Below are 14,281 nucleotides of genomic sequence, written 5' to 3'. Positions count from 1 at the left end.
CCGTGAAAGCGGTCCGCACCGACCGCGAGCTCGAATGCCCAGGCATCGATGCCGGCTTGCGGGCAAGGGGCGTCGAGCTGGTAACGCTGCCGGATGGCATCCCCGAGGCGGAGCTCAAAGCCGCGATCGCCGACACCGATCTGCTCTTGATGTGCTACACGCCAATCACTGCGGGGGTGATCGACGCGGCGCCCAGGTTGAAGGGCATCGTCAAATATGGCGTCGGCATCGACGCCATCGATATCCCCGCCGCCATGCGGCGCGGTATCCCCGTCGTGAACGTGCCCGAATATGCCGAGGAAACCGTCGCCGAAGGCGCCTTCGCGCTGATGATTGCGCTCGCCAAGCGGCTGCCGGGGATCACCCAGGCAATGACGCGAGACGGCTGGATCTGGCCCGAACAGCGCTGGCTGGGACGCGATATATCAGGCGCCACGCTTGGGCTGGTCGGCTGCGGCAAGATCGGCCGCAGCATGGCGCGCATGGCCGGCCAGGGATTTCGCGCGCGCGTCATTGGTTTTGATCCCGGTGTAGATGCCGGGACGATGCGCGCCGCCGGCATCGAGAAGGCCGACGACCTGCACGCCATGTTGCGTGCCTGTGATTTCGTTTCGTTGCATTGCGTGCTGAACGACGAGACGCGCGGCCTGATCGGCAAGCATGAGCTCGCCTGCCTCAAACCGTCGGCCATCATCGTCAATGTCTCGCGCGGTGCGCTGATCGATGAGGCGGCGCTCGTCGAGGCGATCGTTGCCGGTCGCATCGGTGGTGCCGGGCTCGATGTCTATTCGGTCGAGCCGCTGGCGAGGTCAGGCCATCCGATGAGCGCATTGTTCGGTCGCGACAATGTGATCCTGTTTCCGCATCTTACCTTCTTCACCTACGAGGCGATGCGCCGGCTGGAAGACGACACGCTCGCGCGCTGTTTCGAAATTCTCGAAGGCCGGCCAGTGACCATCCGCTCGCATGATCCGCGATTACGGGCACAGACCGCAGGCGTGGCGTTCGGCCGATAACCTGTATTTTCAAACCGATAGCCGCCATCGGCGCAGCATGCTTGTATCCACGACATCGATGCGACAGTTCCATGACAAATATCAGAGAAAGTTTGGCTCTCATAAAATAAATAGATTTTACTTATCGATGCCCAATCCCCAGAGTTGTCACAACGAAGACATCCAACCGGCTCAACGTCCGCCAGAGACCCAAAGGCCGGTTGGTTCTAGTGCATCGCAGAATGTGCCTTCAATCAAAGGGGAACTGGTTATGAAATCAAGGAACGCAACCATGGTCGCGGCCTTCGCCGCATTGCTCGCATCGGCGGCTCTCATTGGGCCGGCACTCGCCGACGGCGTCGTCACCGTCTACTCCGCCGATGGGCTGCATGACGGCAATGGCAGCTGGTACGAGACCGAATTCGCAGCCTTCACGAAGGCCACCGGCATCACCGTTCAGTATATAGAGGCAGGCTCGGGCGGCGTCGTCGAGCGCGTCGCCAAGGAAAAGTCGAACCCGCAAGCCGACGTGCTGGTGACCTTGCCGCCCTTCATCCAGCGCGCCGCCGCGGACGGTCTGCTGCAGGATTACAAACCCGAAGCCGCATCCCAGATCGACGGCGGCACCGACAAGTATCGGCCGCTGGTCAATAACTACATGAATTTCATCTACAACAGCGCCGTGCTGTCCGAAGCGCCGAAGAGCTATAACGATCTGCTCGATCCGAAGTTCAAGGGCAAGATCCAGTACTCGACCCCCGGCCAGGCTGGAGACGGGACGGCCGTCATGCTGCAGATCATCCATGCCTTTGGCGGCGAGGATGCCGGCTTCGAATTCATGAAGAAGCTGCAGGACAACAATGTCGGCCCGTCCGCCTCGACCGGCAAGCTGACCGCGCTGGTCAACAAGGGCGAGCTGCATGTGGCCAATGGCGACCTGCAGATGAATATGTCGCAGATGGCAGACAATCCCAACATCAAGGTGTTCTTGCCCGCTGGCCCCGATGGCACCCGCTCCACCTTTGCGCTGCCCTATGAAATCGGCCTGGTCACCGGTGCGCCAAATAGCGACAACGGCAAGAAGTTGATCGACTTCCTGCTGTCCAAGGAGGCACAGTCGACTGTAAGTTCCGTTGCCCTCGGCATGCCGGCCCGCAAGGACGTGACGCCGTCCGACGCCAATTTCGCCAAGCTGCAGGAGGCGATGAAAGGCCTGACCATCTGGTCGCCGAACTGGGACGAGGCGCTGAGCAAGCTTCCCGACTACGTCAAGAAGTGGAACGAAGCGACCGGAAGTTGATCCGCACGGGAAGCAATCCGGAGAACAATGCCATGTCGGCCGCCGCCTTCACGGGCCCTAGTGTCACGGACATCGACGCCGCGAAGGTTCGCGGCGCCGGCTCGAACGTCCACTTCGACAAGGTCGTTGTCGCCTATGGCGCCCATGTCGTCCTGCATCCGCTGACCCTCGACATCGCGCCTGGCGAAATCCTGGCGATGATAGGCCCGTCCGGCTCCGGTAAGACGACCGCTCTGCGTGCCGTTGCCGGCTTCGTGCGACCGGCAAGCGGCCGCATCCGCATCGGCGCCACCGACGTCACCGATCTGCCGCCCTATGAGCGTGGGCTCGGCATGGTGGTGCAGAACTACGCGCTGTTCCCGCATATGCGGGTCGAGGACAACGTCGCCTTTGGCCTCAGGGCACAAGGCGCCGACAAGGCGCTGATCGGCGAGCGGGTGAAGGATGCGCTCGCCACCGTCGGCATGGCGACCTTTGCCCGGCGTTATCCGCGCGAGCTTTCGGGCGGCCAGCAGCAGCGCGTCGCGATTGCGCGGGCGCTTGCCGTGCGGCCGCGCGTGCTGCTGCTTGACGAACCGCTTTCGGCGCTCGACGCGCAGATCCGCCGCAACATGGTCGAGGAGATCGCCCGTCTGCACCGCAGCCTGCCGGGCCTGACCATCCTCTACGTCACCCACGACCAGACCGAGGCGCTGACGCTTGCCGACAAGATCGCCATCATGCGCGACGGCAGGGTCTGTTCGCATGGACCGACGACCGAACTCTATCGCCGTCCGCCAAACCGCTTCACCGCCGAGTTTCTCGGTCGTGCCAACCTTCTGCCGGTGACGGTTGCCGATGCTGCCGGCCCGAAAGGCTTTGCCACGGCCAGGCATGGCGATGCCGTGCTCGCCGGTGCCGGTCGCGGCGAGAAGGTTGGCGACAAGAGCCTGCTTTGCATCAGGCCGCAGCATCTGAGCCTGACGGCCGACAGCGAGCACACCAACCGCATTGTCGGCACGCTCAGGGAAGTGCACTGGCAGGGTGAACTCACGCATCTGGTGCTCGATGTTGACGGCACGCCGGTGCGCGTCTCGGCAACGAAACTGCCAATGGCCTTGCCGGAACCCGGCACAGAGGTGCCGCTGTTCTTTGCGCCGGCCGATACGTCGCTTCTTCCGGAAGACGCCGGTGTCTGAAGCGCTCGCCATTGGTATGCCGACGGCCAGAAAGCGAGAGCCGGGCCGGCTGTGGATCGTGCCGCCGGCGGCCCTGCTGGCACTGCTGTTCTTCTACCCGCTGGCGTTGATTGTACGCCAGGCCTTCCTCGACGACAGCGGCGTCGCCAATGTCGCCGAGATCGTCCGCGTCCTGCATTCGCGCTTCTTCCTCAACGCGCTGTTCAACACGGTGACGATCTCGGTCACGGCGACGGCCGGATGCCTGGTCGTCGGCCTGGTGCTGGCGCTGATCCTTGCCTTCGTGCCGTTTCCAGGCAGCGGCTTCATCGCCAGGCTGATCGACACTTTCATCGCCCTGCCGACCTTCCTGGTGACGCTGGCCTTCACCTTCCTTTACGGCTCCGCCGGCATGCTCAACTCCGGGCTGATGGAAGCCTTCTCGCTGCCGCTGCCGCCGGTCGACTTCCTTTATTCGAAAATGGGGCGTCGTTCTGGCCGAGGTCACGGTCTACACGCCCTTCATCCTGCGGCCGCTGCTTGCCGCCTTTTCGCTGGTCGATCGCGGCCAGATCGAAGCGGCAAGCGTGCTTGGCGCGCGACCGTTCCGCATTGTCCGCCAGGTCATTCTGCCGGCGGCGGTACCCGCGCTCATCGCCGGCGGCAGCCTCTGCCTGCTCCTCACCGTCAACGAATTCGGCATCGTCCTGTTCATCGGCGCCAAGGGCGTCATCACGCTGCCGCTGCTGATCTATGGCAAGGCGATCCAGGAATCGGCCTACCAGGTCGCCTGCATCATCGCCGTGGTCAACATAGCCCTGTCGCTCGGCCTGTTCGGTCTCTACCGGTTCGCTGCCGGCCGGTTGGGAGTCTAGCGATGCTGGTCTGGTCGCGTTCCGGTCGCTTCGTCATCTGGGTGATCTTCGCGCTGGTCTTCGGCGTGCTGTTCCTGGCGCCGCTGGCGGTGATCCTGCTGTCCAGCTTGGCCGACCAGTGGAACGGCGTGCTGCCCAATGGCTTGACCACGGAGCACTACACCGATGTCGCGCGCGGCGCGGCCTGGAACGCGGTCAAGGCCAGCCTTGTCACCGGCTTCCTGGCCAGCGCGCTGGCGCTGGTCAGCGGCACCTGGGCAGCACTTGCGCTGCGCATCCAGGGCGCCACGCTGGCGAGGGCACTCGGCCTGCTGTTCTTCATCCCGAGCGCTGTGCCTTCGGTGTCGGTCGGCCTTGGCCTGCTGGTTGCGTTCAGCCATCCCCCGCTGTTGCTCAACGGCACGATCGCAATCGTCATGATCGCGCATTTCGTGCTGATCTCGGCTTTCACCTTCGGCAATGTCTCGGCCGGGCTTGCGCGGCTGTCGCCCGACTTCGAGCAGGTCGCGTCGAGCCTTGGCGCACGCCCTGCCTATCGGCTCCGGCATGTCACGCTGCCCTTGCTCGCACCCTATCTGGTCGCGGCCTTCGGGCTGAGCTTCGCGCTGTCCATGGGCGAGCTTGGCGCGACCGTGATGGTCTATCCGCCGGGTTGGGTGACGCTGCCGGTGTCGATTTTCTCACTGACCGATCGCGGCGACATCTTTGCCGGGGCGGCGCTCACCATGATCCTGGTGGCGGCAACGCTGGTCCTGCTGCTCGGTCTGGAGCGCATCACCAAGCGCGCTACCGGCGCATAGCGGACATTGCCTCAGGCCGGCTGGCGTTCGACGATGTAGATGTGGTCGGCCGCCAGCACCACCTCGCCGCGCTGGTTGATCACTTCGCAGCGCTCGATCACGCGTCCGGAACCCGGTCGCTTGGGGTCGTCCTCCTTGGCCGCGATGGTGGTGCGTGTGCGGATCGTGTCGCCGATGAACACGGGCTTGATGAAGCGCAGCCGGTCGTAGCCATAGGAAAAGGCGACGGGATTGATGACCGTTGCCGTCAGCCCGATGCCGACCGAGAACACCAGCGTGCCATGCGCGATGCGCTGGCCGAACGGTGTTGTCTTCATGAACTCGGCGTCCATGTGGTGCGGGAAGAAATCGCCGGTGTGACCGGCATGGACAATGAAGTCGGTCTCGGTAATCGTGCGGCCGTTGGTCAGCCGCGTCGAGCCGATCTCGTACTCCTCGAAATACTGGATCTGTTCCATCAGGGCCTTTCCGCGATCGGCGTCGCCGGCGCCGCGCTCGAACGATAGGCGGCTTCCACCAGCGCCATTGTGTTCCATGCATCCTCGACCGAACTGATCAGTTCGGCGTCTTCGCCGGATGCAAAGCGCTGGACATTTGCCATGCGCCCGACAAAGGCGTCGGGAAACCACTCGCCGGCCAAGGGCACCGCGATCCAGTCCGATCCGCCCTTCGGATAGATTTCCAGAATATCCGGCTCGCCCCGGGGATAATCGAGATTGAGACCGAGCTTGAGATAGGCGGCACCCTCGGTGCCGCAGACGCGAAATTCGCAGGCTTGATGCCGGCGCCCGAACTTGTGGTCGTGGTTGATCGATAGCGCGCAGCGCACGGTGTCGCCATAGTCGAGAATGGCGCTGGTGCGCGTCTGCGCCACGGAATGATTGGGATGGCCCAGCGTCTTGGCATGCACGCCCTTGGGGTCACCGAGCAACTGCCGGATCAGGTCGAGATAGTGGATCGAGTGCATGGCGATCTCGACGCGCGGCGCCTTGAGCAGGAATTCCCACAACTGCCACGGCGTCGCCAGCGCCAGCCAGGCGTCGAAATCGACGATCTCGCCGAGCCAGCCCTTGGCGATGGCGTCCTTCAGCGCCAGCATCATCGGCGCGAAACGGAGCTGGAAATTCACCGCCGCCTTGAGCTTCTTGGCGCGGCAGATTTCGAGGATTTCGCTTGCCTCGCCGAGATAATTGCCCATTGGCTTCTGGATCAGGGCGACCGCACCGCCGGGCAGAGCCTTCAGGATGTCGGCGTGCCGCCCCGGTGGCGTTGCCAGATCGAAGATCGCGTCCTTAGCTCCAGCGGCTTCTTGCACCGATCCGAACGCCGTCACGTCCCATTTATCGGCCAGGGCCTGCGCCTTGGCCTGGTCCGGATCGTAAAGACCGGCGATCGGAAACCCCGCTTTTCGGTAGGCCGGGAAATGCGCGTCGCCGACAATCGACCCTGCACCGAAAGTGACGATCGGTCGGGGTCGTGAGGGTTTGGCCCAGGCCTGGACGAGTGAGGCAGGGTCGAAACCGGCCTCAGTCATGATGGAAGACCTCGTCCATCGAAGCCCACCATTCACCCTCCTTGCGGGTCGCAAGCGGCTCCTGGCAAGGTATGCAGACGGCCCACCATTCCTGCGTCTTCGGATCGGCCGCCATCTTGGCCATGTCGGCCTCGTAGTCGATGCCGTGGTATTCGAAGGTGCTGAACAGCAGGTTCTCCGGCCGCTTCAGGTAAATGGAATAGTTCTTGATGTTGCATGCCGAAATCATGGTCAGCACGTCCGGCCAGACGGCGGCATGGAGGCGAACATAGTCCTCGACCTTCTCCGGCTTCAGCCCAAGCACAAATCCCATCCGCTGCATATCAGCTCCTTATCTCGTGATCGCCGTGGTGAATTCGGCGATGCTCATGGCCTTGACCGCGTCCCAGTCCCAATCGATGCCGATACCGGGCTCGTCGGGCGCCAGCGCATGCCCATCCTCGATGCGCATGTGCTTGCCGGTCAACTGGTCGAGTTGCGGAATGTACTCGACATACCTGCCGTTCTGAACAGCGCAGGTCAGGCTGACATGCAATTCCATCAGGAAATGCGGGCAGACTGGAATGTCGAAGGCCTCCGCCGCATGGGCGATCTTGAGCCAGGGCGTGATGCCGCCGATGCGGCCGACATCGACCTGCACGATCGAGCAGGCGCCTTTCTGCATGTATTCGCGGAAGTGCCTGACGGAATAGAGCGACTCGCCAATGGCGATCGGCGTCGGCGTCGAATTCGACAGCCTGATATGCCCGTCTATGTCGTCGGCCGGCAGCGGCTCCTCGATCCAGGCGAGATCGAGTTCTCGAAGCCTCGCCGCACGCCGGATTGCCTCGTCGACGGAGAAACCCTGATTGGCGTCGGTCATGATCTCGTAGCCGTCGCCCACCGCCTTGCGCACCGCCGACAGCCGCGCGAGATCCTCGGAGCCATGCGGCCTGCCGATCTTCACTTTCGAGCCGCGAAACCCCTTGGCCTTGGCGGCCACCGCATCGTCGACCAGCGCCTGCGTCTCGATGTGCAGCCAGCCGCCTTCTGTCGTGTAAAGCGGGCAGCGGTCCTTGGCGCCGCCAGCGAGCTTCCATAGCGGCAGGCCCTGTTTCTTCGCCCTGAGGTCCCAGAGCGCCGTGTCGATCGCCGCGATGGCGATTGCCGTGATGGCGCCGATCGTGGTGGCGTGGGTGGCGAATTCGAGATCGTGCCAGATCGCTTCGATCATATCAGGATCGCGGCCGATCAGGCGCGGCGCCAGGTGATCGGACAGGAGCCGCATCACCGACGAGCCGCCGGTGCCGATCGTGTAGCTGTAGCCGGTTCCGACCGCGCCGTCGGAATCGGTGATGGTGACGATTGGCGTCTCTTGGCTGACGAAGCTCTGGATCGCGTCGGTGCGCTTGACCTTGGGCACAAGGTCGACCATGCGCAATTCTATCTTTTCGATCTTGGCCATGTCGGTCAGCTCCGCAATGTCTTTCCGGTCTCAGCGGCAAACAGATGCGCCTGCGACAGGTCGAGGCTCATGGCGACGCGCTCGCCTGGCTTCAGCGGCCTGGGGTTCAGCATGCGAGACACCCAGTCACTGCCGTTGAACTCGACGAACACCAACGTCTCGTTGCCGAGCGGCTCGGTGACGGTGATCGGCAGTTCGATCTGATGCACGTCGGCCGCGCCGCCGGAGCTGATACCATGGCCGGTCGGATAGATGTCGTCTGGCCGCAACCCGAACACGACCTTGGCGCCGCCAGCGACGTTGGCCTTGAACTGACCGGGCAGGGGCAGCTTGGCGCCGCTGGCGAAAACCAGCTGGCCGTCGTCGACCGTCGCCTCGTGCAAATTCATCGGCGGTGAGCCGATGAAGCCGGCAACGAAGCGCGTGGCTGGCCGGCGGAACACTTCATCTGGGGTGCCAACCTGTTCGATATGTCCGTCGCGCATGATAACGATACGATCGGCAAGCGTCATCGCCTCGACCTGGTCGTGGGTGACGTAGATCACCGTCGATTGCACCTTGGCGTGCAGCTTCTTGATCTCGGTGCGCATCTGCGTTCTGAGCTTGGCATCGAGATTGGAAAGCGGCTCGTCGAACAGGAAGACGTCGGGGTCGCGCACGATGGCACGACCCATGGCGACGCGCTGGCGCTGGCCGCCGGACAGTTGCGACGGCCGACGGTCGAGCAAAGCATCGAGCCCCAGGATAGCCGAGGCCTCGGCGACGCGGCGATCCATGTCGTCCTTGGCGGCGCCGGCGATCTTCAAGGAGAAGCCGAGGTTTTCGCGCACCGTCATATGCGGGTAGAGCGCATAGGACTGGAACACCATCGAGATGTTGCGCGAACGCGGCGGCAAATCGTTGACGACGCGCCCGCCAATCTCGATCGAACCGGCGCTGATCTCTTCCAGCCCGGCGATCATGCGCAGCGTCGTCGACTTGCCGCAGCCGGAAGGACCGACCAGCGCGATGAATTCGCGGTCGGTGATGTCGAGGTCGATGCCATGCACGATCTCGATATTGCCGTAGCGCTTGGTCAGCTTTTTGAGGGAAACCGTTGCCATGAGATCAGCCTTTCACCGCGCCGGAGGTCAGGCCGCCGACAAGGTGCTTCTGGACGATGAAAGTGAGGGTGAGCGCCGGAATGATCATCACCACGGCGAGCGCGCACATGCCGCGCCAGTCGATGGTGAACTCGGCCGTGTAGTCGAGCAGGCCGACCGGCAGCGTCTTGGCGCTGACCGAGCGGGTCAGTTGGGAGGCCAGCGCGAACTCGTTCCAGCAGGTCAGGAAGGCGAAGATCGCGGCCGATGCGATGCCTGGTCCGGCGAGCGGGAACTCGACCTGCCAAAAGGCCTGCCAGCGCGTGCAGCCGTCGATTTGTGCTGCCTCGGCGAGATCCTTCGGCACCTGGCGAAAGAAGCCGTCGATCAGCCAGATGGTGAAAGGCACGTTGAGCGCGACATAGGCAAGGATCAGCCCGAAATGCGTGTCGATGATACCGAGCCGCACATAGAGGAAGAACAGCGGCAGCGACAGCGCGATACCGGGCACCGTGCGTGTCAGCATCAGGCCGAGGAAGACGCTCGATTTACCGCGAAAGCGATAGCGCGCGAAGGCATAGCCGCCCGCCATGCCGATGGCGACCGCGATCACCGTCGAAGTCACCGATATGATCAGCGAGTTGCGGAAATATTCGATGACAGGGATGCCGCCCTTGCCGATGCCTGAGAACATCGCGACATAGGCGTCGAACGAAATATCCTGCGGGATCCACACCGGCGGCTTGGCCATGATCTCGACCGTCGGCCGCAGCGACGACAGGACGATCCACAAGCCCGGCAGGCAGATGGTCAGCATCGCCAGGAACAGGCCGATGCGATAGACGATATCAAGCAGCCTGCGCTTAAGGCGGGCGGAAGAATTCTCGTCCATCTTCACCACTCCGCGCCGATTTGCGTGCGCGCCGCGGCGAGCTTGTTGAAGAAGTAGACTGTGAAGGCGATCGACAGCAGGATCGAGAAATACGCCATGGCGTTGGCCATGCCCATGCGCCCGTCGCTGTAGGCGGTGCGTGCGACCAGAGTCCACAAAAGCTCCGTGCGGCCGGCCGGACCGCCATCGGTCATGATCTTGACGATGTCATAGGCACGCGCCACGTCGAGCGAGCGGATGGTCATGGCGATGTAGGCGAAGGGCATGACGAACGGCCAGGTCACATAACGGAAGGTCTGCCACGGCGTGCAGCCATCGACGCGCGCCGCCTCGATCGGCTCTTTGGGCATGGCGAGCAGCCCGGCGAGGATCAGGATGGCGAAGATCGCCGTCGACGACCAGATCTCGGCAACCGAGATGGCGATGAAGGCGAGGTGACCCTCGATCAGCCACGGGATGGCGTCCCTGGTGATGCCAAGCGACTGCAGCGCATTGTTCACCAGGCCGATATTGTCGTTGAACATGAACTTGAACTGGAAGCCGACGAGGATCGGCGAGAACATCATCGGAAACATCATCAGCGTGCGCAGGATGCGCTGGCCGCGCGTCGCCTTCTCAACCAGCATGGCGAGACCAAGGCCAAGCAGCATTTCAAGATTGAGCGCGATCGTCAGCAACAGGACGGTACGGCCGAATGCCCACCAGAAATCGGTGTTGGCCAGGATCGACAGGTAATTCCTGAGGCCGATGAAGACGAAGAACGTCTCGGGCTTGGTCAGGCGGAACGGCGTGAAGCTTGAATAGAGCGACAGAAGCAGCGGCACCACGACGACCGCCGCCAGAACGACGATGGCCGGAAGCAGCAACAGGAACGGCGCGGGTGGCTTGAGGCCCTTCATCGGGCTCCTCTGGTGTCTGGCATTCAGATTTTGGCCCGAGGCCCGATATGATGAAACGGACAACGCCGGCAAAAGGCGATTACCTCCCCCATTGAGGATGAGGGAGGCAATCTTGTGAGCAATGCTTACAGTTTGCCTGCGTCCTGCAGGATCTGCGTCGCCTTGTCGGCGGCTTCGTCCAGTGCCTGCTTGGAGGTCTTGTCGCCGAGGATCGCGGCCTGCAACTCGGGATAGACGGCGTTCGAGATCTCGATCCACTCAGGCGTCTGCGGCACGGCAAAGGCGTGCTTGGCTTCTTCCTGGAAAGCCGACAGAACCTCCTTCTTGTAAGGGTCGTTGGCGGCCTGCTGCAGGTCCCAATCCCAGACCGCGGTGCGCGTTGGCAGCGGGCCGGCGGTGGCCTCGAGCTTCTGGCTGTCCTCGTTGGTCAGCCACCATACGAGCGATGCCGCTGCCTTCTTGTTCGGGCAGTTCTCGGTCACCGAGAAGCCATGGAAGCCTGACCAGCCGGTGCGCACTCCGGCGGAGCCTTTCGGCGCGACCTTGACGCCGACATTGCCCGCGACCTTGGACGATTTCGGATCGTTGAAGAAGCCGGCCCAGCCCGGCCAGTCCAGATTGATGGCGACGGTGCCCGAGGCAAAGCCCTGGCCGAGATCGTCCCAGAGGTAGTTGGTGGTTCCGGCCGGCACGGCCTTGGCCTTGTAGAGGTTGACGAACCAGTCGAGCGCCCGGATGCCGGCTTCGGAATTGAAGACCGGCTTGCCGTTCTTGTCGAGATATTCGCCGCCCTCGGCGACGACCATTTCGTAGAAGCGGCCATTGATCGCCTCTTCCTTGCCGGCAAACTGCGTGCCGTAGAAATTGGGCGGGTTGGCGAAGAACTCAGCCTGGTCGGTGACTTCCTTCCAGGTGTCCGGCGGCACCAGGTCATAGCCGTATTTGGCCTTGAACTTGGTCTTGTTGTCGGCGTTCTCGTACAGGCTCTTCTGGTAGTAGAGCGCCGAGACGTCGAACTGCGCGCGCGGCAGCATTTCCAGCTTGCCGTCGATGGTTGCCGCCTTGATCGTCGATGGCACGAAGGCGTCGATCTCCGACTTCGGCAGGAGCTTGCTGAGGTCGGTGTAGAGGCCGGTGTATTGCGGCGCGAAGGAGGAATGATTCCAGCCGACGCACCAGTTGGTGCTGCCCGAGGCGATGTCGGACTTCAATTCCTTGTCGATGTCGAAGCCGTTCTTCTTGGTCAGGATGTTGACCTTGGCGCCTGTCGCCTTCTCCCATTCGGGAATGCGCTCGTAGAGCTTCTCATATTGCTGGCCGCCGATCAGCTTCACGTCGACGGTCACGCCGTCGAACTTGCCGGGCAGGTCGCCGGCAAGGGCGGTGCCTGCGCCTGACGCAAGCATCAATGCGCCGGCGCATACGCCGGAAAGCAGTCTGTTCATTGGTATCCTCCCTGGGTGCGCCTCGGTGGCGCCCGCAACTCGTCACGTGACAAGAAATGCTACATTCATATACAAACAAAACATTCACCCGTACGTCAAGGCGAAATTTGTTTCCGCCGGCCTCGTTCCTGCGTATATGAAGAGTTGAATTCACTGGAGGGATGAGCCATGGACGACAGCGAAGACGAGCGTTATCGCGCGCCGGCCCTCGACAAGGGGCTCGACATCCTTGAGCTTCTAGCGGGCGTGGACGGTGGCCTGACCCAGGCGGAAATCGCCAAGAAGCTCGACCGCAGCCCCAATGAATTCTACCGCATGCTGGACCGGCTGGTACGGCGCGGCTACGTCACGCGGCTCGATGGCGACCGTTATTCGCTGACGCTCAAGCTGTTTGGCCTGGCACAATTGCACGCGCCGGTGCGGCGGCTGGTTTCCTATGCGACGCCGCTGATGCGGGAGCTGGCCGAGACCTCGCAGCAGGCCAATCAACTCGTTGTCTTTGATCGTGGTTCCGCTGTGGTGATAGGCCAGCAGGAAGCGCCAAACTACTGGGGGATTTCGATCCGGGTCGGCTCCCACATCAGCCTGTTCGACACCGGTTCGGGACATGTGCTGCTCGCCTTCCGTTCGCAGGAGGAGCGCCAGATGATGATCTCCGAACATGTCCGCAGCACCGACAATACGGCGCAGCCGCCCGAGTTCTTTGCCCGCCTGGACCAGATTAGGGAACGGGGATATGAGATGATGGCCTCGATGCAGACCGCCGGCGTCTACAATCTGTCGGCACCGGTGCGCAGTTCCGACGGCAAGGCCATCGCGGCGCTTTCAATTCCTTACATCACCGTCGTCAACGCTCCGTCCGCGCCGGACATAACGCGCACCATCGAGCTGCTGCTGGCAACGTGTGAGAAGCTTTCGCGTTTGGCCGGGTCGGCCGTCGGCTCATCGACATAATTCTTATTTGAATGAAGAATTCCTCCGTGAGATGATGTGAAAAATATAGGGGAGGAGCCCGCCATGATCATCGACACCCATTTGCATCTCATCGATCGCTCGGCGCTTCGCTACCCCTGGCTTGCCGGCGTACCGGCACTGAACCGCGATTTCTCCTATGAGGAATACGCCACGGAGGCAAAGCGTGCCGGTGTCGAACGCGTGCTGCACATGGAGGTCGATGTCGACCCGGCCGACATCGAGGCGGAGACCGCCCGTGTCGAGGGCCTCTCGCGGCAAGCGGGCAGCATGCTCTCTGGGACAATAGCATCCTGCCGTCCCGAAGACGCTGACTTTGAGGCTTATCTCGAACGCCAGCGGACAAACCCCTTCGTCAAGGGTTTCCGCCGCGTCCTTCACGTCGTGCCGGACGATCTTTCGGAAGGCGCGCTGTTCCGTGACAACATCAAGCGGCTTGGCGGCACCGGCCTGACCTTCGACCTCGTCGTGCTGCCGCATCAGATTCCCAAGGCGATCGCGCTCGCCGAACTGGCGCCCGACGTCCAGTTCGTCCTCGACCATTGCGGCGTTCCCGACATCAAGGGCGGAGCCGAGCATCCCTGGCGCGAACACATGAGCGAGATCGCACGGCGCCCGAACGTGATGGCCAAGATTTCCGGCGTGGTCGCCTATGCCGACGCCGCCAATTGGACCGTCGATACGCTGCGGCCTTACGTCGAACACACCATCAATTCGTTCGGCTGGGACCGTGTCGTCTGGGGCAGCGACTGGCCGGTCTGCACGCTTGGTGGCGGTCTCTCGACCTGGGTGGCGGCGACCCATGCGCTGCTCTCGGGTTGCAGCTTTTCGGAGCGTGACAGGCTGTTGTCGGGCAATGCCCGCAAGCTTTGGCGGTTGAAATAGC

The 14,281-nt window shown here is 62.7% G+C and carries 16 protein-coding genes; 7 read left to right on the top strand and 9 right to left on the bottom strand.

Features of this window, described 5'->3' with window-relative positions; translation table 11 throughout:
* The first annotated feature begins 2 nt into the window (after positions 1-2).
* From LB557_RS10970 to LB557_RS10960, 3 genes are all read left to right on the top strand, one after another.
* The gene (locus LB557_RS10970; protein WP_224643401.1) at positions 3-1,016 is read left to right on the top strand and encodes an NAD(P)-dependent oxidoreductase; all 1,014 of its coding nucleotides are present in this window, start codon (positions 3-5) and stop codon (positions 1,014-1,016) included.
* Positions 1,017-1,266: 250 nt separating this feature from the next.
* A complete protein-coding gene (locus LB557_RS10965) occupies positions 1,267-2,295 on the top strand; it encodes a 2-aminoethylphosphonate ABC transporter substrate-binding protein (protein ID WP_224643402.1) in 1,029 nt (342 codons plus the stop codon).
* Between the two features lie 32 nt (positions 2,296-2,327).
* Positions 2,328-3,473: an ABC transporter ATP-binding protein gene (locus LB557_RS10960; protein ID WP_224595434.1), complete on the top strand. Its 1,146-nt coding sequence runs from the start codon at positions 2,328-2,330 to the stop codon at positions 3,471-3,473.
* Positions 3,474-3,566: 93 nt separating this feature from the next.
* Here LB557_RS10960 and LB557_RS10955 read toward each other — a convergent pair whose 3' ends face one another.
* Entirely contained in the window at positions 3,567-3,842 is a 276-nt protein-coding gene (locus tag LB557_RS10955) for a hypothetical protein (protein ID WP_224643403.1), read from the bottom strand.
* Between the two features lie 83 nt (positions 3,843-3,925).
* Here LB557_RS10955 and LB557_RS10950 point away from each other — a divergent pair, with 83 nt between their 5' ends.
* Positions 3,926-4,327 carry an ABC transporter permease subunit gene (locus LB557_RS10950; RefSeq protein ID WP_224713061.1) on the top strand — a complete coding sequence of 134 codons (402 nt, stop codon included), beginning with the start codon at positions 3,926-3,928 and terminating at the stop codon, positions 4,325-4,327.
* Positions 4,328-4,329: 2 nt separating this feature from the next.
* On the top strand, positions 4,330-5,127 hold the full coding sequence (locus LB557_RS10945; RefSeq protein ID WP_140823460.1) for an ABC transporter permease subunit: 798 nt from the start codon (positions 4,330-4,332) through the stop codon (positions 5,125-5,127).
* An 11-nt stretch (positions 5,128-5,138) separates the two neighbouring features.
* On the opposite strand, the gene LB557_RS10940 is transcribed toward LB557_RS10945, so the two are convergent.
* The 8 genes from LB557_RS10940 to LB557_RS10905 form a co-directional block, all read right to left on the bottom strand.
* Positions 5,139-5,588: a MaoC/PaaZ C-terminal domain-containing protein gene (locus LB557_RS10940; RefSeq protein WP_181171274.1), complete on the bottom strand. Its 450-nt coding sequence runs from the start codon at positions 5,586-5,588 to the stop codon at positions 5,139-5,141.
* On the bottom strand, positions 5,585-6,661 hold the full coding sequence (locus LB557_RS10935; RefSeq protein ID WP_140793959.1) for a Gfo/Idh/MocA family protein: 1,077 nt from the start codon (positions 6,659-6,661) through the stop codon (positions 5,585-5,587). The genes LB557_RS10940 and LB557_RS10935 overlap by 4 nt, the downstream gene beginning before the upstream one ends.
* Complete coding sequence (locus tag LB557_RS10930) at positions 6,654-6,983, bottom strand: L-rhamnose mutarotase (RefSeq protein WP_140715275.1); 330 nt, start codon at positions 6,981-6,983, stop codon at positions 6,654-6,656. Before LB557_RS10930 ends, LB557_RS10935 begins: the two co-directional genes overlap by 8 nt.
* Positions 6,984-6,992: 9 nt before the next feature.
* On the bottom strand, positions 6,993-8,105 hold the full coding sequence (locus LB557_RS10925) for a mandelate racemase/muconate lactonizing enzyme family protein (RefSeq protein WP_140617474.1): 1,113 nt from the start codon (positions 8,103-8,105) through the stop codon (positions 6,993-6,995).
* Between the two features lie 5 nt (positions 8,106-8,110).
* Entirely contained in the window at positions 8,111-9,208 is a 1,098-nt protein-coding gene (locus LB557_RS10920; RefSeq protein WP_140715273.1) for an ABC transporter ATP-binding protein, read from the bottom strand.
* A 4-nt stretch (positions 9,209-9,212) separates the two neighbouring features.
* Positions 9,213-10,079, bottom strand: coding sequence for a carbohydrate ABC transporter permease (locus LB557_RS10915; RefSeq protein ID WP_140617472.1), 867 nt, complete (start codon positions 10,077-10,079; stop codon positions 9,213-9,215).
* A gap of 2 nt (positions 10,080-10,081) precedes the next feature.
* A complete protein-coding gene (locus LB557_RS10910; protein WP_224595444.1) occupies positions 10,082-10,978 on the bottom strand; it encodes a carbohydrate ABC transporter permease in 897 nt (298 codons plus the stop codon).
* A 125-nt stretch (positions 10,979-11,103) separates the two neighbouring features.
* Positions 11,104-12,423 carry an ABC transporter substrate-binding protein gene (locus tag LB557_RS10905; protein WP_224640998.1) on the bottom strand — a complete coding sequence of 440 codons (1,320 nt, stop codon included), beginning with the start codon at positions 12,421-12,423 and terminating at the stop codon, positions 11,104-11,106.
* A gap of 168 nt (positions 12,424-12,591) precedes the next feature.
* Here LB557_RS10905 and LB557_RS10900 point away from each other — a divergent pair, with 168 nt between their 5' ends.
* Together LB557_RS10900 and LB557_RS10895 are read left to right on the top strand one after the other, a co-directional pair.
* Positions 12,592-13,377: an IclR family transcriptional regulator gene (locus LB557_RS10900; RefSeq protein WP_015319051.1), complete on the top strand. Its 786-nt coding sequence runs from the start codon at positions 12,592-12,594 to the stop codon at positions 13,375-13,377.
* A gap of 63 nt (positions 13,378-13,440) precedes the next feature.
* Positions 13,441-14,280: an amidohydrolase family protein gene (locus LB557_RS10895; RefSeq protein WP_224640996.1), complete on the top strand. Its 840-nt coding sequence runs from the start codon at positions 13,441-13,443 to the stop codon at positions 14,278-14,280.
* The last annotated feature ends 1 nt before the right edge of the window (position 14,281 follow it).

Source organism: Mesorhizobium sp. BR115XR7A, assembly GCF_020165315.1.
Taxonomy (GTDB): domain Bacteria; phylum Pseudomonadota; class Alphaproteobacteria; order Rhizobiales; family Rhizobiaceae; genus Mesorhizobium; species Mesorhizobium australicum.
Note: the sequence above shows the minus strand (reverse complement) of the source record. Positions and strands in the feature narration are given on the sequence as shown.

Bases quoted from the DNA above. Each gene is read 5' to 3' on its own strand.
- LB557_RS10930 (WP_140715275.1), bottom strand. From the start codon at position 6,983: ATGCAGCGGATGGGATTTGTGCTTGGGCTGAAGCCGGAGAAGGTCGAG.
- LB557_RS10960 (WP_224595434.1), top strand. From the start codon at position 2,328: ATGTCGGCCGCCGCCTTCACGGGCCCTAGTGTCACGGACATCGACGCC.
- LB557_RS10925 (WP_140617474.1), bottom strand. From the start codon at position 8,105: ATGGCCAAGATCGAAAAGATAGAATTGCGCATGGTCGACCTTGTGCCC.
- LB557_RS10900 (WP_015319051.1), top strand. From the start codon at position 12,592: ATGGACGACAGCGAAGACGAGCGTTATCGCGCGCCGGCCCTCGACAAG.
- LB557_RS10920 (WP_140715273.1), bottom strand. From the start codon at position 9,208: ATGGCAACGGTTTCCCTCAAAAAGCTGACCAAGCGCTACGGCAATATC.
- LB557_RS10910 (WP_224595444.1), bottom strand. From the start codon at position 10,978: ATGAAGGGCCTCAAGCCACCCGCGCCGTTCCTGTTGCTGCTTCCGGCC.
- LB557_RS10915 (WP_140617472.1), bottom strand. From the start codon at position 10,079: ATGGACGAGAATTCTTCCGCCCGCCTTAAGCGCAGGCTGCTTGATATC.
- LB557_RS10945 (WP_140823460.1), top strand. From the start codon at position 4,330: ATGCTGGTCTGGTCGCGTTCCGGTCGCTTCGTCATCTGGGTGATCTTC.
- LB557_RS10965 (WP_224643402.1), top strand. From the start codon at position 1,267: ATGAAATCAAGGAACGCAACCATGGTCGCGGCCTTCGCCGCATTGCTC.
- LB557_RS10895 (WP_224640996.1), top strand. From the start codon at position 13,441: ATGATCATCGACACCCATTTGCATCTCATCGATCGCTCGGCGCTTCGC.
- LB557_RS10935 (WP_140793959.1), bottom strand. From the start codon at position 6,661: ATGACTGAGGCCGGTTTCGACCCTGCCTCACTCGTCCAGGCCTGGGCC.
- LB557_RS10905 (WP_224640998.1), bottom strand. From the start codon at position 12,423: ATGAACAGACTGCTTTCCGGCGTATGCGCCGGCGCATTGATGCTTGCG.